Here is a 24,591-nt window from a genome sequence, read left to right as displayed (position 1 = left end):
TACGTTTTGGGCTGTATCTTTGGCAGGAATTAAGCGTCAGGAAGTAAATGCGAAGAATAATCGCGCTGTTGTTCGTTGGCGCCAATATGCTTGCGCCGGCGACATTCTGGGCCGCAACGGGAGTTGCGGCGGCGGATGCCAGTTCGGGTGGCGCGCTGGTGCCCCTGACCCCGAAATTCCGGGCGTGCGACTTCACCTGGGCGGTTAATGTGCCGACGATGGGGAAGGGCAGCGGCCAGGCCGTCATCAGCAGAGCGGCATCCAACAAGGTCGTCGCGCAGGTGCAGCTGATTGCCGCCGAGCCGGGAGCCCACTACAACGTCAGGATGATCCAGTCCCCCCGGACTTCGGCAGGCTGCGGAGCCGGCGACGTCGGAGTCAGCGCCGGCGGCCTGGACACCGACGGCAGCGGCGCGGGCTCGACGACACTGGAAGGCCCGATCGCCGCGAATTCCACCGGCGTATGGGTTTTCGTTGACCGGCCCTCGCCGCACTCGCAGACACCGATCGACTTCTACACGTCGGAAATCGTCACGCCGATCTAGTTAATCGGCCGCGGTGAACTCGATGTGCATTTCGTCGAGCCCGCGCAGCAAAAACGTGGGCGTGTAGCCGTAGCGCCGGTTGGATGGCGCGCCATGCTCGGCCTCGCTGATCGCGATGTTGCGGGTGCGGTCAAGTAGCCGGTTGATCGTGACCTGCCCTTCCACCCGCGCGAGCGGCGCACCCGCGCAGGTGTGGATCCCCCGGCCGAAGGCGATGTGCTCACGCACATTTTTCCGGTCGATCTGAAACTCGTTGGGATTGTCAAACTTTCGCGGATCACGGTTGGCCGCGCCCAGGCACAGCATCAGCACCGTGCCCGCCGGGATGTGCACACCACCGAGCGTGGTGGTCTTGCGCGCCAGCCGGAAGTCGACCTTGGTCGGGCTCTGCATGCGCAACGCCTCTTCGATGAATGCGCCGACGAGGTCCCGGTCTGCGCGCACACGGTGCTGCAATTCCGGCTGATCACCGAGGACCCGTACGGCCGAGCTCAGCAGCTTGGTCACCGTCTCCTGTCCCGCCGCGAACAGGAACGTGGCCGGCCTGACCACCTCCAACAGTGGCGGGGTCGAGCCGTCGGGGTAGGTGGCGGTGGCCAGCCCGGTGAGCACGTCCTCGCGTGGGCGTTCGCGTCGCTCGGCGATGTAGCCGCTGAACAAGTCGTCGAGGTATTGCAGTGGGTTGCTCCCCACCGGTTCGTGGTCCAGAGCGCCGACCCGGGTACCCGGTGCGGTGCCCGCCCCGAGATTGCGCCGAATCTTTGCGCGATCCTCGTCCGGAACGCCGAGCAGGTCGGCGATCGCCAGTGTCGCGAACGGCTTCGCGTACTCGCCGAGGAACTCGCAGCGACCGTTGGCGATGAACTCGTCGATTTGCCGATCCGCCAGTTGCCAGATGTAGTCCTTGTTTTCCTGCAGCCGGCGCGGTGTTAGCAGCCGTCCCAACAGCGAACGTGCCTTTTCGTGTTCGGGCGGGTCCATGACGACCATGTGCTCGAAGATCGGGAACTCGTGGCGATGCGCTTCGATCTGCTCGCTGATGTCATCGCCTTCCGGCGTGAACGGCAGCGGCGGAAACGGGCCGCCGATCGCGTTGACCGCGGAGAACGAATCGACGTCTTTGAACGCGGCCTGGACTTCCTGGTAGCCGGTGACGGCGACGACGCCGTGATGCGGCTCCCGGAACACCGGACCCTGCTCCCGCAGATAGTCCCAGTACGCGTAGGGATCTTGGGCGGTGGCGGCGTCGGTGAAGTAGTCAATGTCGGCGAGATCGGTCATCGGTTCGAATCCTTTCCGGGAACGACAGATTCCGGCGCATCGTCGGCGACCACGCTGATGGCTTGGCGCGGACACGCGGCCACCGCGGCTTCCACGCTGTGCCGCAACGACTCGGCCGGGCGCTCGTCGCAGGTCGCCACGTCGTCACCCAGGTCGAAAACCTCCGGCGCGATCTCCAGGCAGAGGGCGTGCGCCTCACACAGGCGCGGATCCACCCGAACACGCATCTGCCCCTCCGTCTCCGTCTGCGAGTCCAAAAACTGATCGGTCGACCAAATTGTTAGGATGCGGTATGCCTACCACGCGCGGCGCAGACCGGTCAAGCAAAGCCCAGGCGCCGGCTGCTCGGCGCAACGATGCCGGCGCGCGCGAAAAGCTGATCGAGGCGACCGCCCGCATCATGCGCGAGGAAGGTTATGCCGCAGCCACTTCCCGGCGGGTCGCCGCGCAGGCCGGCGTCAAGCAGGCCCTGGTCTATTACTACTTTCCGACGATGGACGACCTATTCGTCGAAGTGCTGCGCGCCGGCGCGGAAGTCGCCCTGAGCCGCATGCGCGCCTTGCTCTCCGACGACGATCCACTGCAGGCGCTGTGGCTGATCAACAGTGATTCGGCATTCACGACGCTCAACGCCGAATTCATGGCATTAGCCAACCATCGCAAGGTAATTGGAGCCGAGCTGAAGGCGTATGCCGAACGTGTCCGTGACATCGAAACGGCCGCGGTCACGATGGTGCTCCGCGCCAACGGCGTCGACCTCGACGAGTATCCCCCGATGGCGATCTCGATGCTGATCGCGCAGACCGCCCGCAGCCTGTGCAACGAGAGCGCCGTGGGCGTCACCCAGGGACACGACGAATTACGGGCATTCGTGGCACGTTTGATGGGCCTGCTCAAAGCGCCCACGCCGACCCGGCGCGGCTAGCATCGGCCGCTGCACGGCACAGCTGTTGACAAGAGCGGGCGATTGGTGCCAGGCTCCTGATCGATCGATCAGTAACAGCCGAGCAGCGAGGGTGCGGTCATGAGTGGACGAATCGAGGGCAAGGTCGCGTTTATCACCGGCGCGGCCCGCGGGCAGGGACGCAGCCACGCGATGCGCCTGGCGGCCGAAGGCGCCGACATCATCGCGGTCGACATCTGCACGCCGGTCAGCAGCAACAGCGTGATCCCGCCGTCGACACCGGATGACCTGGCTGAAACCGCCGATCTGATCAAGGGCCTCAACCGTCGCGTGGTCACCGCCGAAGTCGACGTGCGCGACTTTGCGGCGCTGAAAGCCGCGGTGGACGGCGGCGTCGAGCAACTTGGCCGGCTGGACATCATCTGCGCCAACGCCGGCATCGGAAACGGTGGCCAGACACTCGACAAGACCAGTGAAGACGACTGGAACGACATGATCGACGTCAACCTCTCGGGCGTCTGGAAGACCGTCAAAGCCGGCGTACCACACCTGATTTCACAAGGCCAAGGCGGCTCGATCATCCTCACCAGCTCGGTCGGCGGCCTCAAAGCGTATCCGCACACCGGTCACTACATCGCCGCCAAGCACGGCGTCGTCGGCCTGATGCGTACCTTCGCCGTCGAACTCGGTCAGCACTTCATCCGGGTCAACTCCGTGCACCCCACCAACGTGAACACACCGATGTTCATGAATGAGGGAACGATGAAACTGTTTCGCCCGGATCTGGAAAACCCCGGTCCCGACGATCTGAAGGTCGCCGCGCAGTTCATGCACGTCCTCCCGATCGGATGGGTGGAGCCGGTGGACATCAGCAACGCGGTGCTGTTCCTGGCCTCCGATGAATCCCGTTACATCACAGGTCTTCCCGTTACCGTCGACGCCGGGAGCATGCTCAAGTAAGCGCGCGGTGGCTACCCTGGACTTCATGGCTCCCAAAGTGGCGACCGCGGACGTGGTCAGTCTTCCCGATCTTCTCGAGTTCATCCGGCCGCGACACAAGATGGTGCTGACCAACTTCCGTTCGGACGGATCGTTGCACACTTCCCCGGTGACCGGTGGCGTGGACGACCAGGGCCGCATCGTGATCGCCAGCTATCCGCAGCGCGCCAAAAGTGTGAACATCCGCCGCACCCCGTCGGCGAGCGTGCTCGTGCTCTCCGACGATTTCAACGGGCCCTACGTGCAAGTCGACGGGGACGCCGAAGTCATCGACTTGCCCGAAGCGGTGGAACTGCTTGTCGACTACTTCCGGGTCATCGCCGGAGAACACTCGGACTGGGACGACTACCGCCGTGCCATGGTCGATCAGGGCAAGTGTCTGATCCGCGTCACGCCGCGCCGCTGGGGTCCGGTGGCCACCGGCGGTTTCCCACCGAAGTAGGGGCTCAAGCCGACTCGGGTACGTAGACGCCTTGTCCCTGAGCCAATTTTTCCAGGGTGTCGTAGGCCATCCAGACGAACCCCTTTTGGCCCCAACGTCTTCCCCAGCTGTTCTGAATCCGGACCGCGCCGGTGCTATTGGGGTATGCGTCGTCGTAGCCGACGATGAGCATCACATGACCGGATTTCTTGCCGTTGCGGTCCCGACTCACCTTTCCATTCCCGACATACGGCGACGGTTGGCCGCGGTAGTGCGGAAAGTCCGTGTAGAGCGAGGTGCCGAAGGCGATCGGCACGCCGGACGCGATGACCGTACGAAGATTGTTCAATCCGTCGGCCCCGGTGATGTGCGTCAACTTGTACTCGGGGACGCGGAAGCTGGAATCCGGCGGGATGGGCTGCGAGCCATACTGCGACCATTCCACTCCGCACGTTGCCTTGGATCCCGGCTTGCGGTTCGGGGCGGCAGCCAGGGACGGAGTGCCGCCGTTGGCTTGCAGCCATTCCAGGCACTTGGTGATTTGGCCGCCGTGACAGGTGTTTTCGGGCGTTTTGTTCGCGATTTCGTATCGAATGTAGGCGTAGTCGGGTCCGGCCAGCCGCTCGGGACTGGTTGGCGGGATGCGGCTCTTGCGGGCCGCATAGAACGTCGCGAGGCCGTATACGGAAGCCCACACGAAGCAATTCGGCATGGTTTGCCGCCCCACCGGGGGCAGCCACTCCTGCGGCACGTGCGCGGCCGGCGGCACTTCGCCGCGGTGCGTGGGCTTTTCCGTTTTCCCGGGTTCTCCGGAGTCCGGATCGTATCCGTAGGAGGTGAGATCGGCCGGTTCTTCGCTCTGGTTTTCGATTTTCTCGGCGGCTTGCTCGGGCCCGCTGCACGAGGACAACGCCACGGCCAAGGCGCCGGCCGCCGACAAGCTCAGCATCGAACGCCTGCTGATCCTTGGATCCACGGGGTTCTCCTAGGTGAAGGCGACGGAGTTTGCCATCGACGCCTCATAACCTAATTGCGACGGCCCGTGCCCGCCCGGCGTTACAGAACCTGGCTTGATGGAGCCTTGCTGTTCGCCTAACCGCCCCGATCCGGGCGGTGCACACCGCGCCGGGACACCGCCAGCTGCCATGATGGTGCGCGATGCGGTTAGGGAGGTAGCGGTGCAAAACACGGGCGCACGCAGGCCGGTGACTAGTGCCGACGTCGCGCGCCGCGCAGGGGTGTCTACGGCAACCGTCAGCTATGTGCTCAATGGTGCTCCCGGCCAGTCGATCTCGGCGCAAACTAAGGCAGCCGTCCTGGGTGCGGCGAAGGACCTGGGTTACCGGCCCAACCTGGTGGCCCGCCACCTGCGCACCGGCGGCAGCGGACTGGTGCTCTACGTGGTGCCGCGCATGCCTCTGGGCGAGGTGCTTATTGAGGTGGCCAGCCGGCTGACAGCCGCGTTGTCACAACGTGGGCTGGTGCTGTCATTGCAGGTGGAGACCACTGATGCGCAAGACGTCATCGATGCGATCCACAATTTGCGGCCGATGGCGGTGACCAGCGTGTTCCCGCTCAGCGGTCGGGTACGTGACGCCGTGGAAGCCGCTGGACTGCCGCAGGTCTATCTGGGTAGCGCGAACCTGCAGACATTGGAATCGCTCAATGACAGCCTCGGCCGGGTCTGGGTCAACCATCTGGTCAGCCGCGGACATCGCCAACTGGCGTTCGCCTACTCGGGCGACGAGAAACTACGGGCGCAAGGCGACTACTGGCTGAGCGGGCTTCGCGCCGCCGCATCGCAGGCTGGTCTGCCCGACGTGGCGGCGGCAACAGTACCGACGACCGGGGGCAGCGCCGCCGCCGTCGTGGACGACTGGAAACAGTCGGGTGTCACAGCGGTCTGTGCGCAAACCGATCTGACCGCGCTGATGGTCCTACGCGGCATCCACAAATTGGGCTTGCGGTGCCCTGGCGACGTGGCGGTGATCGGCGCCGATGCGGGAGAACTCGGCTACGTCAGCGACCCGCTTCTCACGTCGGTGTCGTTCAATATCGAGGCGATCGCCAGACAGGCCGTCACGGCCCTGATGACGCAACTCGGGTTAGACGTCGATTTCGATGTCGACGACAGTCCCGCTGCCGGTGCGACCGAATTCGTCGCCCTGATCCAACGCGAATCCACCTAACCCCGGTTTGTCGCCATGTCTCCAGGGTTGACTTAATCGTGTAACTAGCTTAATCGTGTAAGCAACCTCGTACGAAAGGACGGTCCCTTGACTGTCAGCAATCCGACTCAGGCGTACTACGACCCCTACGATGCGGCACTGAACACCGACCCTTATGCGATGTTCGCGCGACTGCGTGAGGAGGCGCCGCTGTACTACAACGCCGAACATGACTTTTATGCACTGAGTCGCTTCAGCGACGTCGCCGCTGCACTGGTCGATCACGAGACCTACAGTTCCGCGCGAACCGCGATCGTCGAGTTGATCAAGGCCGACATCACTATCCCGCCCGGTGTCTTGATCTTCGAGGATCCGCCGCTGCACGACGTGCATCGCAAGCTGTTGTCGCGGATGTTCACGCCCCGCAAAGTTCTGGCGCTGGAGCCACAGATCCGGAAGTTCTGCGCCGAGAGCCTCGATCCGCTGGTCGGGTCCGGACGCTTCGACTTCGTCCAGGATCTCGGCGCGCAGATGCCGATGAAGACCATCAGCATGCTGGTCGGAATCCCCGAGGCCGACCGGGAGGCGATTCGCGATCACTCGAACGCCCAGATGCGCACCGACGACGGTAAGCCGATCAGGGCTGCGTCGGAGGGGCTGGTGCTGGGCGAGATGTTCGGCGAGTACCTGGACTGGCGCGCCCAGCATCCCGCTGACGACATCATGACGAGTTGCTCAACGCGGAGTTTGTCGACGAAACCGGCACCACGCGCCGCCTGACGCGAGAAGAGATCCTCAACTACGTCAACGTCGTCGCCGGCGCGGGTAACGAGACCACCGTGCGACTGATCGGGTGGATTGGCAAGGTGCTCGCCGACCACCCCGACCAACGTCGCGAACTCGTCGAACGCCCGGAGCTGATCCCGCAGGCAATAGAGGAATTGCTGCGGTTCGAGACCCCGGCTCCGCATGTCGCTCGCTACGTCACCCGCGAGGTCGGGTTGCACGGACAGACCGTGCCCGAAGGGAGCATCATGCTGTTGCTGCTGGCCGCCGCGACCCGCGACCATCGTCAGCATCCGCCCAACGGGGACGTGTTCGACATTCACCGCCCGGTGCATCAGCATGCGGTCTTCGGCGTCGGCGCGCACTATTGCCTGGGGTCGGCGTTGGCGCGACTGGAAGGCCGGATTGCGCTCGAGGAAATCCTCAGGCGATTCCCCGAATGGGACGTCGACATGACCAACGCCCGGTTCTCCACCACATCAACGGGTCGAGGCTGGGACACCCTTCCGGCCCATACCTATCCGGCGAAACGCTCGATCGGGTCAGGCGCGCCCGCGTGAAGACGATCGTGATCACCGGTGCGACGGCTGGTATCGGGTTGCACAGTGCCGAGCAACTCGGTGCGCAGGGCCATCGCCTGGTGCTGATTGCCCGCAGCGAAGCCAAGCTCGCCACCGCGGCCGCACGAGTCCGTGCCGCCGGCGCAGTTCACGTCGACACCGTTGTCGCCGACTTCCAATCACTGCGTGCGGTCGATGCGGCGGCACGAGTCGTCCTCGACAGCTGCGACCGACTCGACGTCTTGATCAACAACGCCGGCGGGCTGTTCGGGCACCGCACCCTGACACGCGACGGCTACGAGGCCACCTTCGGCGTGAACCACCTGGCGGGTTATCTGCTGACCGAACGTCTCAAATCGTTGCTGACCCACAGTGCCCCGGCCCGCATCGTCATCACCGCCTCTTCCGGGCACTCTCACGGGTCCATCGACTTCGACGACCTACATTTCGAACATCATTACGACGGCTTCAAGGCCTACTACCGATCCAAGCTGGCCAACGTCCTCTACATGCGCGCCCTGGCCGCCGAGCTGGACGGCAAGGGGGTCACCGCGAATGCTCTGCACCCGGGCATGGTGGCCACCGACATCTGGGACAGCACACCCGCTTTGGCGCGCCCGCTGGTCGCCGCGGTCAAACGAGTCGCGATGCTGACTCCCGCCCAAGGGGGCGCCCGCATCACCCACGTCGCCGTCGAACCTCGGCTCGACAACGTCACCGGCGCCTACTTCAACCGAAATCGCGTCAAGCAACCCTCCAAGCTGGCTCGCGACGCGGCGCTGGGCGCCCAGCTGTGCCGCGTCAGCGACCAACTCACCGGCATCGACCGCAGCCCAATTCGCTGATCCCCCGCCGCCACTGACCGAGGAGCAAGTACCTATGAAAGCCTGGCACCTGATCGCAGCCAACCAGCCGTTGCAGCGCGTGGAATGTGACGACCCCCAGCCCGGACCAGGCCAAGTCGTTGTCGACGTCCGCGCCGCAGGGTTGTGCCACAGCGACGTCGGATTCCTTGACGGCACTCTGACCCCGTTGCTCCCCAAGCTGCCGATCATCCCCGGCCATGAAGTGTCCGGCGTCATCGCCGAGCTGGGCCCCGACGTCGAGGATCTGGCCGTCGGCGACCGCGTCGTCATCGAATTGAGCGAACACGGCGCACCCGGCTGGTCGGCCGACGGCGGCTTCGCCGACAAGTGCCTGGCTTCGGCCAAGGGCATCATCAAACTGCCCGATCGAATCAGCTTCGCCCAAGCAGCGACCGCCACTGACGCGGGCCAAACCGCCTACGGCGCTGTGATGGGAGTCGGCGCGCTACAAGCCGGGGAACGCGTGGGAATCGTCGGTCTGGGCGGATTAGGCCTCACCGGGGCGCGCATCGCCGTGGTGGCCGGGGCTGAGGTCTTCGCCGCCGAACCCAAACGCGAGGTCTGGGAACTGGCGACGCAAAACGGCGTCACCCAGATCTTCGAGGACGTTCGCGACCTGGCGCCCCTGCAACTGGACGTCATCGTCGACTTCGCCGGATTCGGGACCACCACCGCTGGTGCCATTCAGCGCGGTCCGACCAGAAGGACGGGTCATCCAGGTGGGCCTCGGGCTCGACGAAGCAACCATCCCAACCACGGAACTCGTCTACAAAGAAGTGGCCCTGCGCGGCGCGCGGGGTGGACACCCCGGCGACCTGGAAGCCGTTCTGGGGCTGATGGCCGCCGGCCAGCTGTCCATCCACACCGAGACCATCGGATTTGATGACATCCCCACAGCCATCGAACGACTCAAGACTGGTGACACCCGAGGACGCCTGGTCGCCGAAACCGGGTGAGCCATTGCACCTTCGGCAAGAGAACGCCGAAATGCGTAGGGCACCTGAGATTTTGAAGGGGGCTCGGGTTCTTCGCGGCCGAACTCGACCGGCCAGTATGTTCGACAGTTGTGGCCAGGGCCGGGATCGAACCGGCGACCTTCCGCTTTTCAGGTGGATGGAACGGCCGCTGGCCTGCGGTTTAATGACTCCCATACGTCAAATACGCCGCGCTGAGCGCGTCTGACGCAGGCTGCTCGTCCGGCGATCGGACACAGACCGGACACGGTGACAGCACTCCCGACAAGGGACCCTTCATCGCCCGTCACTCAGTGATGCGCGCTGGGGGCTCCCGGGGAGCAGGTACCCGATGCCCGGCATCACGAGGTCGAGCGCGCATTCAACGAGCTCGATTGCGGAGCGACTCACCCTTCGGCCGGACACAACCCGAACGGCCAGCCGGAACACGGACGGAGCGGCGGACGCCGGTAGACCGCGAGTGCCCGAGGCCGGCAAGGCCGCAGGGCGCGAGAGCGGTAGCGGTCGGTCGGACGGCGGGAGCGGCGTAGACCGTGTTCCGGCTGGGACCAACGGGCTTGTTATATGCGCCAAAAGTGTCCGCGACACCGTCGACGGCATTGTTGATGCGGAACTGTCGGCCTCGGATGCCTTGGGGCTGCGGTTCCCGAGGCCCAACATGGTGGCCTCGGCAGCGGCGCTGTTCGAACCGGCCGAACCATGGGCGCATGGACGGGACCGGCTGGATGTCGAACCTGAGTGCGGGCGATTCCGGATCACGATCGGCCCGGGCGTCGTCCGTCTCGGCTGGACCAATCCCGTTCGCGCGGAGAAGGCATCTGAGCGGACCGTGGGCCAGCACATGCAGGACGTAGCGGGCGAGGTAGACCGCATAAAGGCCTGTCGTGATGTGCCTGACCCGTCGGGCCGTGCGATCACCGAATGGTCCCGCAAGTCGCGTGCGGCGATGTGCCGCACCTTCGCCGAGCTGGACTACACGCCGATGGTGGAAAGCGGACGGGTACCCGCGATGGTCACGCTGACCTACCCCGGCGACTGGGAATCGGTCGCACCCGATGGAGCCAGCGTAAAGCGACATATGATGCTGTGGCGCAAACGATTTCAGCGCGAATGGGGTGAACCAGCGCGCTACATCTGGAAGATGGAATTTCAACGCCGCGGCGCACCACACATTCACCTATGGATGGCTCCCCCGTATACCGTCGGTCGATCAGGCCGTAGGTTCAGCGAATGGTTGTCGCAGGAATGGGCGGAAGTCGTCGCCCATCCCGACCCTGAACAACGCACACGCCACTTGCGCGCCGGTACGGCTATCGACAGCCTCAACGGATTGCGTGCTTGCGACCCCAAACGCTTGGCGATCTACTTCACGAAGCACTCATCACCGAATAGATTGGGCGACAAGGAATACCAGCACATCGTTCCGGAGGCCTGGCGGCGGCCGGGCCGCGGACCGGGTCGCTTTTGGGGGGTCCACGGGTTGGAACGAGCAACCGCAGTCGTTGAGATCGCCCAGGACGCATACCTGACGGCCCGAAGGATCATCCGTCGGTGGTCTCGCTCACAGGCCATTCATAGCGATTGCACCCACTGCTTCCCCACCGCACTCGTTCCGCGAATGACCCGCGTCGCAGTTCAACGAACAAACTCCAAGACTGGCAAAGTACGCCACCGCAACGTCTGTCGGAGGCGACTTCTCTGCCGCCAAGGCGGCTTCGCGGGTGGCTACGCCCTTGTGAACGACGGACCAGCGTTCGCATCCCAGCTCGCGGCAGCGTTATCGGCGGATCGGGCGAAGGCGGTGCGCGACGAACAACTCGCGGGCCGTAAGTGATCTAACGCAATTCACCTCTGACCGTCGCATTGCAGCAACCGGCTACATACGCTTAGCACGTGACCATCGAACTGTCGCCGCGCCTGCCGGATGGTGAGCGGCCGAGGAATCATCAGGAATTGGCCGCTGAGCAGATGGACCTGGACAACGTGATCAACGAGCTACTCCTGCGGCTGGAGGATCATAAATATCGTTGGGAGCTTTATGAATTCGGACTTTCCGACACTGAAGAGCGACGTCAGGTGCACACAGTCATTGAGCAGCTGCGGCTGGCGGTGCATACGGGTGGGCCAGCCGTACTTCATCCGCTGCGTCACGCGCTGTCTGTAGCTCACTCCGACGACCCCGCGTCGCCTGGATGCTCCGGATAGTCCGAGTCGCGGGCCATGCTCAGCTGCGCACTACCGTCCACGCGGTGCGGGGGACGGCTAGCGCGGTCGTAAACCGACAAAAACGAGGTCGTGAATTGTTCTGGCAATTCGATCTTCGTCGAGCGCATCGTCAAGCACTAGGTAGGTCAGTGCGCTGGTCGTGACGGCACCGAATAGCGCGATCGCGGCAACTGCTGGGTTGTCGAGGGTCACGAGTGAGCCGTCGCCGGCGCCAGCGCGAAGTAACGTCTCGACGGGTGCGAAGTATGCGGCGCTGATCATGTCGGCGATGACGGGCATGCGGGCGGCGCGGCCCAGTTCCCCGATGAGAGCGCGGCAGACGGCGGGTCTCTGTGCCATCACGCGCAGCTGGGCACTGATGACTGCGTGCAGGCGCTGAGCGGCGGAGCCTTCTGCCTCCACGACTGCGGCGACCTCGTGCGCGACTTGCTGTAGGACGTCTTCGAGGAGGAAGGCGAGTATTTCCTCTTTGCCGGCGAAGTAGTAGTAAAGGGTGGCCTTGGCGATGCCGGTGGTGGCGGCGACGTCTTCGATCTTGGTGTCGTTGAGCCCGCGGTCTGCGAAAAGTGCCGCCGCCGGCGGCAGGCGGTCGGCAATTTTTCGCGGAACCTCGCGCATTGACGCTCCTCTCGGTTGGACTTACAGTCTAAACTACTGGATTAGACAGCCGTATAATTAGATTCACAGCGGTAGGAGCTCAGATGACGACGGTGCAACTTCGCTACGACCCGTTCGATGCGACGATTCAGGACGATCTCTACCCCATCTACCGGCAGCTGCGCGACAAAGCCCCGCTGTATCGCGCAGCCGATTCCAACACGTGGGTTTTCAGTCGCCACGAAGATGTCGTCAGCGCGCTGCTTGACCATCACACCTACTCATCCGTGGACGGCATATTTCCAACTCCACCGGGCTCAGATTTCCACGCATCGTTCTTGCCCATGATGATTTTGATGGATCCCCCGCGACACGATCAGCTGCGCGCGTTGGTAAGCAAGGCGTTCACCCCGCGGCGCATCGCGGCGTTAAGTAGTGGGATTGAGGACCTGGCGGAGGATTTATCAGATTGCCTTGACCGGGGCGCAGGGTCGGTTGACTTTGCCGCCGACTTTGCCGCCGTCCTGCCGGCCATGGTGATCGCTGATTTGCTCGGCATTCCTCGCGAGGACCGCGCACAGTTTCGGCAGTGGTCAACCACGATGGTCCAGTCCAATCCGGCGCGCGGTGAGATGGGCGAGGGGCTGGCCGCGGCTGCGGCCGTCTATGCCTACTTCACCGACTTCCTCGCCGAGCGTCGACGCGAACCGCGCGGCGACTTGATGTCGGCCTTGGTGTCCGCCGAGATCGACGGAAAGCGTCTTACTGACGAGGACCTCCTTGGCTTTTGCCTGTTGCTGCTCATCGCAGGCCATGAGACCACCTCGAACCTGCTCAGCAACGCCGCAGTAGTGCTTGCGAGCGATCCCGACATTCGCCGACGACTAGTCGCCGATGACAACTTGCTTGGTCCCGCAGTTGAGGAGCTCCTCCGGTATGACTCACCGGTGCAAGGACTTTCACGAACTCTGACCCGCGACGTCACGCTGCATGGCGTCACGATGTCCGTCGGTGATTCAGTGCTGCTGTTGTTCGGCTCGGCTAACCGTGACGAACGAGTGTTTGCTGATCCCGACGTGTTCGATATCGGGCGCAAACCCGAACATCAAGTGGCGTTCGGCCGAGGTATCCACTTCTGTCTCGGTGCGTCATTAGCGCGGATGGAGGCCCGGATAGCGTTGCGCGCCCTGCTGGCCCGAGTGCCCAACTGGGAAGTCGACCTAGAGAACGCGCAGCGCCTGCGGTCGGGCCTCATCCGGGGCTATATGTCTTTGCCTATCTCGTGGTCGGCAAATTAGCCGAACTGCGCGTCAGGCAGAGCGGCTGGGGCGGCGCCATTCCCGCGGAGCGGGATCACTACGATGCGGGCTCGTCGACCTTGCGGCGGTGCGCGGCGAGGAAGTCATCGACGATGCGCTCACAGTCTTGACGATCGATGGCACGCAGCCCGGTGAGGCGCGCGAAGGCGACCGGCCCCACGAGTTGGCACAGGATCAGCTCGGGGTCGAATTCATCGAGGTCGGCGCAGGCTTCGGGGCTTTGCAAAAGTAGATCGAACGGCTGGCGATACTGCTCGATGATCCGGGTCCGCAGCGCGTGCCGATCGTAGGTCTCCTGAGTGCTGTTTGATGTTGGGCCAAGCGCGACCCAAGCCAGTGTGGTGACGTGCAGCGGCGCCTCCTGGAACAGCGTGGCCTGTCGGCTCAACAGTTCGATGAGTTGGTCGCGCAACGATCCCGTCGCCGGCGGAAGGTGAACCTGCGGCAGCAGCCGTTCAAATGTGGCGGCCAGTAGTTGAGTGGAGCTGCTGAAGTGGCGATAGAGGGTCGTGCGCGCAACTTTAGAGGCCTTGGTGACCGCGTCTATGGTGACGGCTTCAATCCCGCCGGCGCTGAGGAGTTTGGTGGCTGCATCTAATAGCCGGGTCCGGGAGCGCACCAGGCGCGGATCGACATCGTCGTCGACCGGCATGTCAAAACCGTCGCGCTCCATATGGTCACCGTAAACCCTACGCATACCTGGCCCGCACCGAATCGCATCTGCATTGGCGATTGATCCAGCCACTACCCAACTAACGCTACTGTTGGTAGCATAGCGCTACCAATAGTACAGTTATTCGTAGGGGTTTGTGCGTAGTAGGGGGATTCGTGATCAGGCAACGGCTCGAACAACCCGTGGTCCAAAAGGCCACCAATGCACGGCTGGCATGTCGGTTCATGAGGCCATCCCACGAACCCTCCCAACTTGTGCGGCAGGGACTCGCACACGCCGAGGATGGCGTTCTGCGATGAATGCGCTGCTTGCGCTAACCAGGACCCAAGTGTGGATGAGTGCGGCTCGCGGTTTCAGGCTCAGCGGCCGCACCATTACCAGTGACATCCACCGAACGCCGCCGGACCAAGACCGCGTTCGTCCTCGGCATTACCCGCCTCGCTACTGCTCATACCTGGACGACAATTTGATGAACCGGGAAATGTACAACCACGTGCACGACGATCCCACCAGGCTAACTTCCCGGCTGGCTTTTCGTCTGCGGCGTTCATGAACCTTTCAGAATTTCGGCGACGGTGCGTCGTCACGGTCAATCAACCTGCGCGCCGAGGGGCACGTCGCGCCAGGCGCGAAATGCTGGTCCGTCGCCTGCGGGGTGCTCTCGGGCCAATCCAGGTGAGTAGTGCGGTAGCGGTCGACGGGTGCACGCCTGTCGCGGTTTCGGCGACGAAGCGAAAGGGTACTAGCGGTACTGTTCCGACACCGTTAGTTTCTTTTGGGATAACGGAGGTGGGGGATGGCGGACAACGGGTGGGTTTCCTCGGGGGTGGCGACGCTGAGTCGCCCAGTTCGGGAGCAACTTCGCAAGGTCGCGGCGGGCGAGGGCGCATACAGTGATCGACTAGCTCGCCTGGCGGGGTTCAGCATCCGACATAAGGTGCTGGTCATCGGGGCGTGGGTGGTGACCGCCGGCGTCCTGGCGATGCTGTTCCCCCAGCTGGAAACCGTTGTGAAACAGCAGTCGGTGAATCTGGTCCCCCCTGATGCTCCATCGCTGCAGACGGTTGACCGGATGGGCACGGCATTCGGCGAGCAGGGGTCCAAGACCACCGTCTTTGTTGCATTCGAGGACCCGACGGGCCTGACTGCGCCGGTGCGTCAGCGCTACAAAACGATGGTTTCGCGGTTGCGTGCCGACTCCCAGCACGTGCGACTGGTTCAGGATCTGTTAGCCGACCCCGTTACTGCGGGTCAGGCGATGAGCCAGGATGGCAAGGCGTGGTATGTGCCGGTCGGGGTAGCTGGCACGCTCGGCGATCCTAGAGCGGCGGAATCCGTTCGGGCGGTGCGCGCTATTGTCGCCGAGTCGTTTAGCGGTACGTCCACGATCGTTCGTGTAACCGGACCTCCCGCGACATTCAGCGATCTAATCGATTCGGCTGAGCAGGATTTGATTGGCATCTCCATCGTGACAGCCGGTCTGATCGCGGTGATTTTGCTGGTCATCTATCGGTCACTAGTTACCGCGTTGCTGCCATTGCTCGTGATCGGTGTGAGCCTGGCGGTCGGGCGCGGGGTGCTCTCGGCGCTGGGCGAATCAGGAATGCCGGTGTCGCAATTCACGATTGCGTTCATGACTGCCATCTTGTTGGGTGCCGGCACCGATTATTCCGTGTTTCTGATCAGCCGGTATCACGAGCAGCGCCGCCAGATGATTTCGGCTGACCTGGCTGTGATTAACGCAACCGCCACCATCGGGCGGGTGATCATGGCTTCCGCCGCGACTGTGGCGTTTGCGTTTCTATCCTTGGTCTTTGCGAAGCTGAGCGTATTTAGCGCATTAGGCCCGGCGTGCGCGATCGCTGTCTTTGTCGGAGTCGCAGCTACAGTAACGTTGTTTCCTCCGGTATTGGCGCTTGCCGCGAAACATGGCATTGGCGAACCCAAAGCTGACCGCACGCGCCGATACTGGAACTGGATCGCCGTGGCCGTGGTCCGCCGACCCGCCCCACTGCTGGCCGCCAGCCTGGCACTTGTATTAGGCCTCGCGGCTGTCGCGCTGACTATGCACATCAGCTACGACGATCGGCAAGGACAGCCGGCGACGACCACCAGCAATGAGGGCTATCGCTTGCTGGATAGGCATTTCCGCAAAGATATCGTCATCACACAGTTCATGGTCGTCGAATCACCCACAGATATGCGCACCAGTAAAGGCCTAGCCGACCTAGATGAAATGGCGTCTCGAGTGTCGCAATTGCCGGGCGTCACCAAGGTTTCCGGTGTCACTCGGCCCACCGGTGCACGCCTCGATCAGGCACAGCTCTCGTGGCAAAACGGCCAGATCGGCAACAAGATGGCCGGCGCGGTCGCCAAGGGAGACGCCCATAAGGACGACCTGGCCAAACTCACCAGTGGCGCCGACCAACTCGCCGGCGGCCTGGCGCAACTTGACACCACCCTGCGCACGGCATTGACACCGCTGACCGCGGTCCTTACCCAAGCCCAGTCCAGCGGATCGCAATTTCAACACTTTCGCCCTCTGCTGCAGCAACTTTCGGCTACCACACCAACCATCGATCAAGCGATCCGAACCGGGCCGGGACTGCGTCAAGAAGCTCAACAAGCCCAAAACGCGATCGCCACGATCGATCCGCTGGTTGGTGCGCTCAACACCTCCCCGTGGTGTGCCACCACACCCGAGTGTGCCCAGATCCGCGATCAGGTGCAGATTCTGGTGACCTTGCGCGATGGCGGCTTTTTCAGCCAGCTCGCCAACCTGGGCGACATGTACCAGCCGGGCAGCGACAATGCGGCGGGCACCGTAGCAGATCTGCAGAGCACGGTCACCTCGCTGAACAAGGCTTTCGGAGCACTCGGCGATCCCGCCGACATGGCCGGCAATATCCGCCGCCTCCAAAACGGCATCAGCCAGCTCGCGTCGGGTGCACAAGCCCTGGCCACCGGCGTGCACACCCTTGCCGACAGCAACATCGAAATGTTGTCCGGCATGAGTCAGGTCGCCACCCAATTACAAAATTCCGCGCGGTCCAGCGCCGGTTCGGACAACGCCAGCGGCTTTTACCTGCCCGCCAACACCTTCGAGAATCGCCAGTTCGCCGATGTGGCAAAACATTTTATGTCGGCCGATGGCAAGACCGCCCGCTTCGCGATCGAATCGAGCTACAACCCCTACAGCAGCCAAGCGATGGATCTCGCTCAGAAAATCACCGAAGTTGCCGGGGCCGCACGCCCGAACACCTCCCTGGCCAACGCCACGATATCGATGGCCGGTTTCCCCGCCGTCAACTCCGATATTCAGCGCCTGCTGTCGGCCGACTTTCATCTGCTGGCGATCGCCACGCTCGTCATCGTCGGAGTGATCCTTGTCCTTCTCCTGCGTGCCTTGCTGGCCCCGCTCTACCTCCTCGGTACGGTCGTACTCAACTATGGCGCGGCACTGGGCATTGGGACGCTCGTCTTCCAATACGGCCTGGGTAAGGAAATCGCCTGGCCCGTACCGCTTGTGGCGTTCATCATCCTGGTCGCCGTCGGCGCCGACTACAACATGCTGCTGATCTCGCGGTTACGCGAAGAATCCGCTCACAACATTCGCGTCGGCGTGCTACGCACGGTCGCAAACACCGGTTCAGTCATCACCTCAGCCGGGCTCATCTTCGCCGCGAGTATGTTCGGCCTGATGGTCGGCTCTGTCGGAATCATGATCCAAGTCGGATTCATCGTCGGCTGCGGCCTACTACTCGACACCTTCGTCGTTCGCACCCTCACGGTGCCCGCGATCGCTACGCTCCTGCGCGAGGCCAGCTGGTGGCCGCAACGGAAATCCTCGACTCACAACGGCCGACCACACCGGACCACATGACAATTGGCCGAGAGCGCATCCGCACCAGCGACGGGATCACTCTCGTGGCCGATTGCTACCGGCACGCCGCGACTCACCCCGTCGTGTTGCTGCTCCATGGCGGCGGCCAGAACCGTCACGCGTGGGCCACCACCGCCCGTCGACTCTATTCCCACGGCTACACCGTCGTCGCCTACGACACACGAGGTCACGGCGACAGCGACTGGGACCCGAGCGGACAATATGACATCGAACGGTTTGTGTCCGATCTGATCTCGGTACGAGGACACGTCAGCGCCGACAGTCCCCCCGCCGTCGTCGGCGCGTCGCTGGGTGGGCTGATCATCCTCGCTACCCATCTGCTGGCCCCACCCGACCTCTGGGCAGCCGTTGTCCTGGTCGACATCACCCCGCGAATGGAATTTCATGGGGCCCGTCGCATCCTGTCATTCATGGCCGGACACCCCGACGGATTCGGCACGCTCAATGATGCCGCCGATGTCATCGCCGAATACAACCCACGCCGCGCGCGACCCGAAAATCTCGACGGCCTGCACAAGGTTCTGCGCCAACGTAGCGATGGCCGATGGATCTGGCGCTGGGACCCGGCCTTCATCAGCTCCAACTTCGATGTCCTCCAAGGCAATCTCATGACGGGCAGCGAGGAGTTCGACGCCATCAGCGGATTCCTCGCCGAAGGAGCACGTCGAATCACGGCCCCAACGCTGTTGGTACGCGGGGCACTTTCAGACGTAGTCTCCCAGGAAACCGTCAGCGAATTCCGCCAGCTCGTCAGGCACGCCGAAACGACGGACGTCACCGGCACCGGTCACATGGTTGCCGGCGACAACAACGACGCGTTCACCGCCGCGGTTACCGACTTCCTCGACCGCGCCATGAGGACCCTGACATAAGCATCCAGCGAGTCTTCAGCCACCCGGGCTACTGATGTGCCATGGCTTTGGGTTGTGTTGCGTCTGAGTCATTCTCGTCGACAGGAAGGTCGTGCCGAATCGCTCGGACGCGACCTCGCGGCAGACACGCCACGTATCCGTGACACTTGCCATAGAGTTCCCACGAGGTCGCCGCTACATCCGGGTCGACGTCGATGCGGTGGCCGGGGGAGAAACAGAGATGTAAGGCCCCGTCGTCGTCGCACCAGGCGCGCGTGCAGATCGCTCCGGCAAGGTCCAACAGTGGCCGCTCCTCGGGCGAAAGGTTGATGGGGTCGATCAACACTTCATCCGACGGCCAGGCTCCTGCCGGCGGGAGGGTCAGTCGCAGCGGTCGGGAAATCACCAATTCGTTGTAACCGTCGAGGTCGAGTATGAGCCCTTCGTGCAGCGAGACTCGCTGAACGGTGCATTGCTCAATCCATTGCGTGTGCATAACCGCCCCCTTCGACGCGTCGGTGAGTCCCATCTATGCTACCGATAGTAGCGCAACGATACTATTAGTATTCCTATGCGCTATCGCGGGCGTTCCATGCATCAAGAATGCGCTGCAAACCTCGATCAATGCGCTCGCGCGCCTCCCCTGCCGTGCGGCTCTGGTGTGGCTGCGGTCGGTTGACCTGCCGTATGCATGCAGTCGTCGGAATGCGAACACTACGGACCGATCTGAGTTGTCATCCCCAAGTGCGACCATCCCAATATGGCGATCACCATCCCATCCGGCCGGCCGAACTGGCGCTTCATGCGCTACGTTCGGCCGCCGACGAGAGACTCGAAGTTGGAGCCTCTGTACCCATTGAGGCCGGCAACGCGCCCGGTGCGGCTGGGCATTGATGTCGGGACCATCGCGGAGCCGCCGGAGGAGGGCTACATCACCGGGTTCCTGACGCGCGACGAGATCGAGGTGCACCTATTGATCCCGGCGGCAACGGAAGCTCCGAGCGGGTGGACCGAGTTGCTCGATGAACCGCCTTGCCACACCGTCAATTTCACGAACGTAGCTGACGCAGGCAAGTTCTGCGACGCGGCCGAGTTCTCCGTCAGCACCGCTCGTGGCGAGAGCTACCGTGCCTGGTCCAAGGCTCGGTTCTTCGCCGCGTACCAGCAGCTCGATGAGCACGATGCGCCGGACGGCCTCCCCCCGTTGACGCTCGATCAGCGACATCGTGCAGCTGCCTATGCTGCCGCCGCCGGGGCTGTTGGCATCGATGCCATCGTCACCACCGCCCCCACTGCGGGACGAACAGATGTCGCCGACAACGATGTGGTCGTCAGCGTGACACCCGACGCGGCTGTACCACTCATCGGTCACTACTTGCGGGTGACTAGCAATCCGGTTGTGACGGTCGAGCGCGGCATGTTGGTGGGTGGCGGAAGCTGGGAGACGACGGAGTCGACTGCGACCATCGTCAATCTTTACGACTGGGGCACGGTCAGCGGATTGCCATACTTCGATGCCGCTTCAATGTTTGCGGCTGCCGCTAAAGGTGGACCTGAGGCCGCAGAGGCATTCACGTCGGTTCGCATCCGCCTGAGACGTGCAGCGCGCGCGTTCGACGATCTGCTGGCCGCGCTGTCGAACCCGCTGGACGGGAAGCGGAACGAAGATGTTGCCGAGGCTACCGCTGAAGCTTTTGACCGTGAATTACTCTATCTTGCAGCAGTTTTCGATATTTTCGGGCGTGCTTACCAAGCGATGGTCGACCCGTCAGTTGATCGGAAAAAGGCTCGGGGATCACTCGACTCGCGGACCTTCATCGACAAGGAAGTGCGAACGCAGTACGACCAGTCACTTTTGGGTGACGTGACGCGCCTGCGGGTGTATGCGTGGCTCTGCAAGCAGTTGAGGAATCACATCCACGATGGCGTTCTTGCCGTCGACACCCACCCTGGCCGCAGCTACGGCAACACGATGAACGTGGCGCTGAATCTCAGTGTGATTCCCGAGTTAGCCCTCGGTGCCGACAATGAGATGACTCAGCACCACTACGACGCGCTGGGAGTGTGGCAGACCGAACCTGTTTCGCCCTTTACCGGTTCGTCAATGGTGGCCGACCTTGCGACAACCGGTTTCACCCTCATCCGAGCGGCGCTCGAGTACATCGAAGCGTTCACGAAACTTATCGTCCGGAACAAACCGGCGAATGCGCCGTCGTCTAGTGCGTTCCTGGGATGCGTGCAGGCTCGTCCGGGCGAGGTCGAGCCAGCGCCCCCAAAGCGAGCAGTGTTCTATCAAGCACTGTTCGGATTACATCCGGACAGCGTGTAGTGGACCCCTAGCAGCCCGACACGAGGTTGACGCCGTCATGGACCCGCGAATGAGTTTCTTCGTCGAACGCGTCCAGTACACGCACCGCGAATGCAGGATTCATCGCTGACTGAACTTCCTCCCTTGTCATCCAACGAACCTCGCGGGCTTCCGCAGTGGGGTGAGTGTCCCCATCGGCCGGATGGCAGCGGTAGACCAGAGCGACAATCCCATGGGTCAGGTTCTTGTAAACGCCGGTGAGACGTTCTACCTTCACCGTCAATCCGGTTTCCTCAAGGACTTCGCGCCGAACACCGTCCTCAAAAGATTCGCCTAGTTCGAGTACACCACCAGGGGCTTCCCAGTGGCCGTTGTCGTCCCGCCTGATCACGAGAACGCGATCATCGTCACGCACTACGATGCCGGCGACACTGACCGAGTGCTTAGGCGAGGTTGCCATTTCTGGGGTCCTCCTTGTTCGATGCCGGCAGAAGAGACACGGGTTGACTGGCTTCCTAGACTAGTCGTCTAGACATGTGATGGAAGGCCAGCGGGTGCTGCAACTTGGACAAATCGACAGAGCCGATGACAAGCCGCCATATCGGCAGATCGCGGGCATGTTGCGAGAAGCGATCCGTTCCAACCGGCTAGCTCCCGGGGAACGACTGCCGTCTGAGACGGAACTTATCGAGCATTTCGGTGTGGCACGCATGACGGTAAGACAAGCTGTGCAGGAGCTTCGTTCCGAGGGACTGGTCGTCTCGCAGCATGGCCGCGGGGTGTTTATTCGCCCGACGCCCCCCATCCGCCGGCTCGCGTCGGATCGATTCGCGCGACAGCATCGCGCGGCAGGCAAGGCGGCGTTTACCGTCGAGGCCGAGAAATCGGGTTACTCGCCGCAAGTCGACAATATTGCGGTGAGCCGCGAGAAGCCGAATTCGTTTGTAGCGGAACGACTTCGATTATCACCGGACGATGACATCGTCGTGCGATCGCGCCGCTACCTGGCGAATGGCCGACCGGTTGAAACGGCGGTCTCCTTCATCCCGGCTGCTTTCGCCGAAGGCACGAGGATCGAGCAGGTGGACACTGGGCCCGGGGGCATCTACGCCCGACTGGAAGAGAATGGCCACGTACTCGGTCACTTCACCGAGGAGGTCGCAGCCCGAATGCCCACTCCCGAAGAACGGCGGCAACTGGAACTCGAACCAGGCGTTCCCGTATTGACAGTGCTGCGAACCGCATATGACGCGAATGACGTGGCGGTTGAGGTCTGCGACACGGTGAAAGTTGCTTCCGCCTACCTGCTCGAATACGAGTTCCCGGCCCGCTGAGCCCAAAGTCTTCGATCAACTGGGCGTCGACCGTTGCACTCCTCTAGACGACTATGTAACCTCAACTTGTCTAGAGCAGTTCTCATGAAAGGTCGACAAATGTCTGTGCCGAAATGGCTCAAGGTGTCACACCAGCAGGTTTTCCCACGCAAAGCGTTTGTGGTGTCCGACGTGACGGCGGTGATCGATTACGAGCGGTCGACGAAGGACAACAAGGTCCAGGCGACTGATCGAGAATCAGGCGCTCCGTTGTGGCAGGTCGAAGTCCTCGACGGCGACCCGACAGCTAGTAAGCGAGCGCGCACTCTCACCGTCAAGTTCGCAACGCCCAAGCAGCCTGTGTGCCCACCGAACACTGCCGGAATGCCCTTCACACCAGTGATTTTCGAGGAACTATACATATTGCCGTACGTAGACCGTTCGAGCGAATCCGGCCGCATCGCGTGGTCGTTTCGGGCCTCGGGTATGACTGCGGACACCGGCAAGGCGGGGTCCTCAGCGGGAGACCGGGTGTCAGCATGAGTCCGTACGACCCCGTAGTACCTAGCGATCCGTATTCGATTCCAGATCCCGACGCCGGCATCGACTTCTTTGACCTCACGCACCTGCTGGCGGTCGGCGCCATGTGGCTCATTGCGGTGATCGGCGTGGTCGCCGTTTCGCTCGTCGTTTGGAGAGTGCGTTCCCCCGCCACATTTGGGCGTTATGTTGCAACACCAGCATGTCGGGCCCGATGGCTGATCTGGGCATCGATCTCCTGGCCACGGGTTGCCAAGGCCTGCGGGTTGTCGACTCCCGAGCACGTCACACGCACGGACGCACAGGGCAAGAGCAGGACGAGGACAGTTTGGACTCATCCTCGCCTTCTCGGGGTGAGCATGTTCGGCGACTGCCTACGGATGACAGTCCGAACACGGACCGGCCAGACGGTGGACGACCTCGAAAACGCGGTCCCCGCAATTCGTGACGCTGTCGGGGCGCATTCCGCCCGCTCGACACTGATCGGCCCCGGCACGGTTCGCGTGGAATTCGTTATGAAACAATGCCTTTCAGAGGCAGAGACCGCTGCATTCCCAACCAGCGTCGAGCCGACGGGCGTCGAGGTCGGCCGGCGTGAGAATGGGTCGGCATGGACTCTGCGCGTCGCCGGCCTGCACACCCTCACTGTTGGGTGCTCGGGTGCGGGCAAGGGCTCCGTTTTTTGGGGCATTGCAGGCGGATTAGGCCCAGCCATCAAGGCGGGAACCGTGCGGCTGTTCGCCGTGGATCTCAAGTACGGGATCGAAGTGTCAGTCGGGTCTGCACTATTCAGCGGCATTGCGACGACCGAGGCCAACGCCGCGAGACTGCTGACCAACTTGGAGGAGCTACTAGACAGCCGCGGTCGCAGGATGGCCGGCCGAGCGCGTTCGCACACACCGAGCACCGCCGAACCGCTCGTCGTGCTGCTCATCGATGAATTCGCGGGCTTGACCGCATACATGACGGACGCGGCACTGAGGAAGCAAGTTGCGGGCTCACTCTCACGCATCCTGACAAAGGGTAGGGCTGTAGGCATCGTGGTCGCCGCATTCATGCAGGACCCTCGCAAGGAGATTCTGCCCATGCGCGGGTTGTTCACCCAAACCGTCGCACTGCGGCTGCGCTCACGCGACGAAGTCGCCATGGTCTTGGGTGACGGCCTCGCCGACGCCGCCCCCGCGCATCGGATCAACCCAAATGAGCCTGGTACCGGATACGTCATCGCCGAAGACGGGTCAACGATGCGAGTACGCGCCGACTTCTGGCCCGATTCGCTAATCCGTTCTGTCGCACAAGAATACGGGCCTACAAGCTCAAGTCGCGCTGGTTCAGCAGAGAACTGAGGACATCGGC

At 62.9% G+C, this 24,591-nt stretch carries 23 protein-coding genes and 2 pseudogenes; 18 read left to right on the top strand and 7 right to left on the bottom strand.

Annotation, left to right across the window (positions count from 1 at the left end):
- Positions 1-47: 47 nt before the first annotated feature.
- Complete coding sequence (locus tag ACAG21_RS05180) at positions 48-545, top strand: hypothetical protein (protein ID WP_370494887.1); 498 nt, start codon at positions 48-50, stop codon at positions 543-545.
- Here ACAG21_RS05180 and ACAG21_RS05175 read toward each other — a convergent pair whose 3' ends face one another.
- A complete protein-coding gene (locus ACAG21_RS05175) occupies positions 546-1,826 on the bottom strand; it encodes a cytochrome P450 (protein WP_370494886.1) in 1,281 nt (426 codons plus the stop codon).
- A complete protein-coding gene (locus tag ACAG21_RS05170) occupies positions 1,823-2,053 on the bottom strand; it encodes a ferredoxin (RefSeq protein ID WP_370494885.1) in 231 nt (76 codons plus the stop codon). Before ACAG21_RS05170 ends, ACAG21_RS05175 begins: the two co-directional genes overlap by 4 nt.
- Positions 2,054-2,202: 149 nt before the next feature.
- Here ACAG21_RS05170 and ACAG21_RS05165 point away from each other — a divergent pair, with 149 nt between their 5' ends.
- The 3 genes from ACAG21_RS05165 (at position 2,203) to ACAG21_RS05155 (ending at position 4,171) form a co-directional block, all read left to right on the top strand.
- Positions 2,203-2,751 carry a TetR/AcrR family transcriptional regulator gene (locus ACAG21_RS05165; protein ID WP_370495043.1) on the top strand — a complete coding sequence of 183 codons (549 nt, stop codon included), beginning with the start codon at positions 2,203-2,205 and terminating at the stop codon, positions 2,749-2,751.
- 99 nt (positions 2,752-2,850) lie between these two features.
- A complete protein-coding gene (locus ACAG21_RS05160; protein WP_370494884.1) occupies positions 2,851-3,690 on the top strand; it encodes a mycofactocin-coupled SDR family oxidoreductase in 840 nt (279 codons plus the stop codon).
- A gap of 25 nt (positions 3,691-3,715) precedes the next feature.
- On the top strand, positions 3,716-4,171 hold the full coding sequence (locus ACAG21_RS05155; RefSeq protein ID WP_370494883.1) for a PPOX class F420-dependent oxidoreductase: 456 nt from the start codon (positions 3,716-3,718) through the stop codon (positions 4,169-4,171).
- Positions 4,172-4,175: 4 nt separating this feature from the next.
- Here the strand turns inward: ACAG21_RS05155 and ACAG21_RS05150 are convergent, their stop codons facing one another.
- A complete protein-coding gene (locus ACAG21_RS05150) occupies positions 4,176-5,126 on the bottom strand; it encodes a C1 family peptidase (protein ID WP_370494882.1) in 951 nt (316 codons plus the stop codon).
- A gap of 202 nt (positions 5,127-5,328) precedes the next feature.
- On the opposite strand from ACAG21_RS05150, the gene ACAG21_RS05145 reads away from it, so the two are divergent.
- The 7 genes and pseudogenes from ACAG21_RS05145 to ACAG21_RS05115 all read left to right on the top strand — a co-directional run bounded on the left by ACAG21_RS05145 (position 5,329) and on the right by ACAG21_RS05115 (position 11,709).
- Positions 5,329-6,339, top strand: a complete 1,011-nt coding sequence (locus tag ACAG21_RS05145) for a LacI family DNA-binding transcriptional regulator (RefSeq protein WP_370494881.1) — start codon at positions 5,329-5,331, stop codon at positions 6,337-6,339.
- A 159-nt stretch (positions 6,340-6,498) separates the two neighbouring features.
- A pseudogene (locus tag ACAG21_RS05140) lies at positions 6,499-7,664 on the top strand (cytochrome P450).
- The gene (locus ACAG21_RS05135) at positions 7,661-8,509 is read left to right on the top strand and encodes an SDR family NAD(P)-dependent oxidoreductase (protein ID WP_370494880.1); all 849 of its coding nucleotides are present in this window, start codon (positions 7,661-7,663) and stop codon (positions 8,507-8,509) included. Before ACAG21_RS05140 ends, ACAG21_RS05135 begins: the two are co-directional and overlap by 4 nt.
- 34 nt (positions 8,510-8,543) lie before the next feature.
- A pseudogene (locus ACAG21_RS05130) lies at positions 8,544-8,798 on the top strand (alcohol dehydrogenase catalytic domain-containing protein); the annotation flags it as partial.
- A gap of 409 nt (positions 8,799-9,207) precedes the next feature.
- On the top strand, positions 9,208-9,486 hold the full coding sequence (locus tag ACAG21_RS05125) for a zinc-binding dehydrogenase (protein ID WP_370494879.1): 279 nt from the start codon (positions 9,208-9,210) through the stop codon (positions 9,484-9,486).
- A gap of 349 nt (positions 9,487-9,835) precedes the next feature.
- Positions 9,836-11,338: a hypothetical protein gene (locus ACAG21_RS05120; protein WP_068028321.1), complete on the top strand. Its 1,503-nt coding sequence runs from the start codon at positions 9,836-9,838 to the stop codon at positions 11,336-11,338.
- Between the two features lie 59 nt (positions 11,339-11,397).
- Entirely contained in the window at positions 11,398-11,709 is a 312-nt protein-coding gene (locus tag ACAG21_RS05115; protein ID WP_131806047.1) for a hypothetical protein, read from the top strand.
- Positions 11,710-11,766: 57 nt separating this feature from the next.
- On the opposite strand, the gene ACAG21_RS05110 is transcribed toward ACAG21_RS05115, so the two are convergent.
- Positions 11,767-12,348, bottom strand: coding sequence for a TetR/AcrR family transcriptional regulator (locus ACAG21_RS05110; protein WP_014710943.1), 582 nt, complete (start codon positions 12,346-12,348; stop codon positions 11,767-11,769).
- Between the two features lie 83 nt (positions 12,349-12,431).
- Here ACAG21_RS05110 and ACAG21_RS05105 point away from each other — a divergent pair, with 83 nt between their 5' ends.
- Complete coding sequence (locus tag ACAG21_RS05105; RefSeq protein WP_014710942.1) at positions 12,432-13,625, top strand: cytochrome P450; 1,194 nt, start codon at positions 12,432-12,434, stop codon at positions 13,623-13,625.
- 58 nt (positions 13,626-13,683) lie between these two features.
- Here ACAG21_RS05105 and ACAG21_RS05100 read toward each other — a convergent pair whose 3' ends face one another.
- Positions 13,684-14,319 carry a TetR/AcrR family transcriptional regulator gene (locus ACAG21_RS05100; RefSeq protein ID WP_014710941.1) on the bottom strand — a complete coding sequence of 212 codons (636 nt, stop codon included), beginning with the start codon at positions 14,317-14,319 and terminating at the stop codon, positions 13,684-13,686.
- A 796-nt stretch (positions 14,320-15,115) separates the two neighbouring features.
- Here ACAG21_RS05100 and ACAG21_RS05095 point away from each other — a divergent pair.
- Positions 15,116-18,202 (top strand): RND family transporter, encoded by a 3,087-nt coding sequence (locus ACAG21_RS05095; RefSeq protein ID WP_024636820.1) that lies wholly within the window; start codon positions 15,116-15,118, stop codon positions 18,200-18,202.
- Complete coding sequence (locus ACAG21_RS05090) at positions 18,199-19,095, top strand: alpha/beta fold hydrolase (RefSeq protein WP_014710939.1); 897 nt, start codon at positions 18,199-18,201, stop codon at positions 19,093-19,095. Before ACAG21_RS05095 ends, ACAG21_RS05090 begins: the two co-directional genes overlap by 4 nt.
- Before the next feature lie 28 nt (positions 19,096-19,123).
- On the opposite strand, the gene ACAG21_RS05085 is transcribed toward ACAG21_RS05090, so the two are convergent.
- Positions 19,124-19,570, bottom strand: a complete 447-nt coding sequence (locus ACAG21_RS05085; protein WP_014710938.1) for a DUF6188 family protein — start codon at positions 19,568-19,570, stop codon at positions 19,124-19,126.
- 264 nt (positions 19,571-19,834) lie between these two features.
- Here ACAG21_RS05085 and ACAG21_RS05080 point away from each other — a divergent pair, with 264 nt between their 5' ends.
- Complete coding sequence (locus ACAG21_RS05080) at positions 19,835-21,403, top strand: hypothetical protein (RefSeq protein WP_224097130.1); 1,569 nt, start codon at positions 19,835-19,837, stop codon at positions 21,401-21,403.
- 7 nt (positions 21,404-21,410) lie between these two features.
- Here ACAG21_RS05080 and ACAG21_RS05075 read toward each other — a convergent pair whose 3' ends face one another.
- Positions 21,411-21,842, bottom strand: a complete 432-nt coding sequence (locus tag ACAG21_RS05075; RefSeq protein WP_008263949.1) for an NUDIX hydrolase — start codon at positions 21,840-21,842, stop codon at positions 21,411-21,413.
- Positions 21,843-21,921: 79 nt separating this feature from the next.
- On the opposite strand from ACAG21_RS05075, the gene ACAG21_RS05070 reads away from it, so the two are divergent.
- The 3 genes from ACAG21_RS05070 (at position 21,922) to ACAG21_RS05060 (ending at position 24,581) form a co-directional block, all read left to right on the top strand.
- On the top strand, positions 21,922-22,716 hold the full coding sequence (locus tag ACAG21_RS05070) for a GntR family transcriptional regulator (RefSeq protein WP_020821582.1): 795 nt from the start codon (positions 21,922-21,924) through the stop codon (positions 22,714-22,716).
- 99 nt (positions 22,717-22,815) lie between these two features.
- Positions 22,816-23,238 (top strand): hypothetical protein, encoded by a 423-nt coding sequence (locus ACAG21_RS05065; protein WP_008263947.1) that lies wholly within the window; start codon positions 22,816-22,818, stop codon positions 23,236-23,238.
- Positions 23,235-24,581 carry a hypothetical protein gene (locus tag ACAG21_RS05060; RefSeq protein ID WP_020821580.1) on the top strand — a complete coding sequence of 449 codons (1,347 nt, stop codon included), beginning with the start codon at positions 23,235-23,237 and terminating at the stop codon, positions 24,579-24,581. The genes ACAG21_RS05065 and ACAG21_RS05060 overlap by 4 nt, the downstream gene beginning before the upstream one ends.
- Positions 24,582-24,591 lie beyond the last annotated feature (10 nt).

The sequence above is a fragment of the Mycobacterium sp. pR1184 genome (assembly GCF_041287235.1).
Lineage (GTDB): Bacteria > Actinomycetota > Actinomycetes > Mycobacteriales > Mycobacteriaceae > Mycobacterium.
This window is presented reverse-complemented; position numbering and strand designations above follow the sequence as displayed.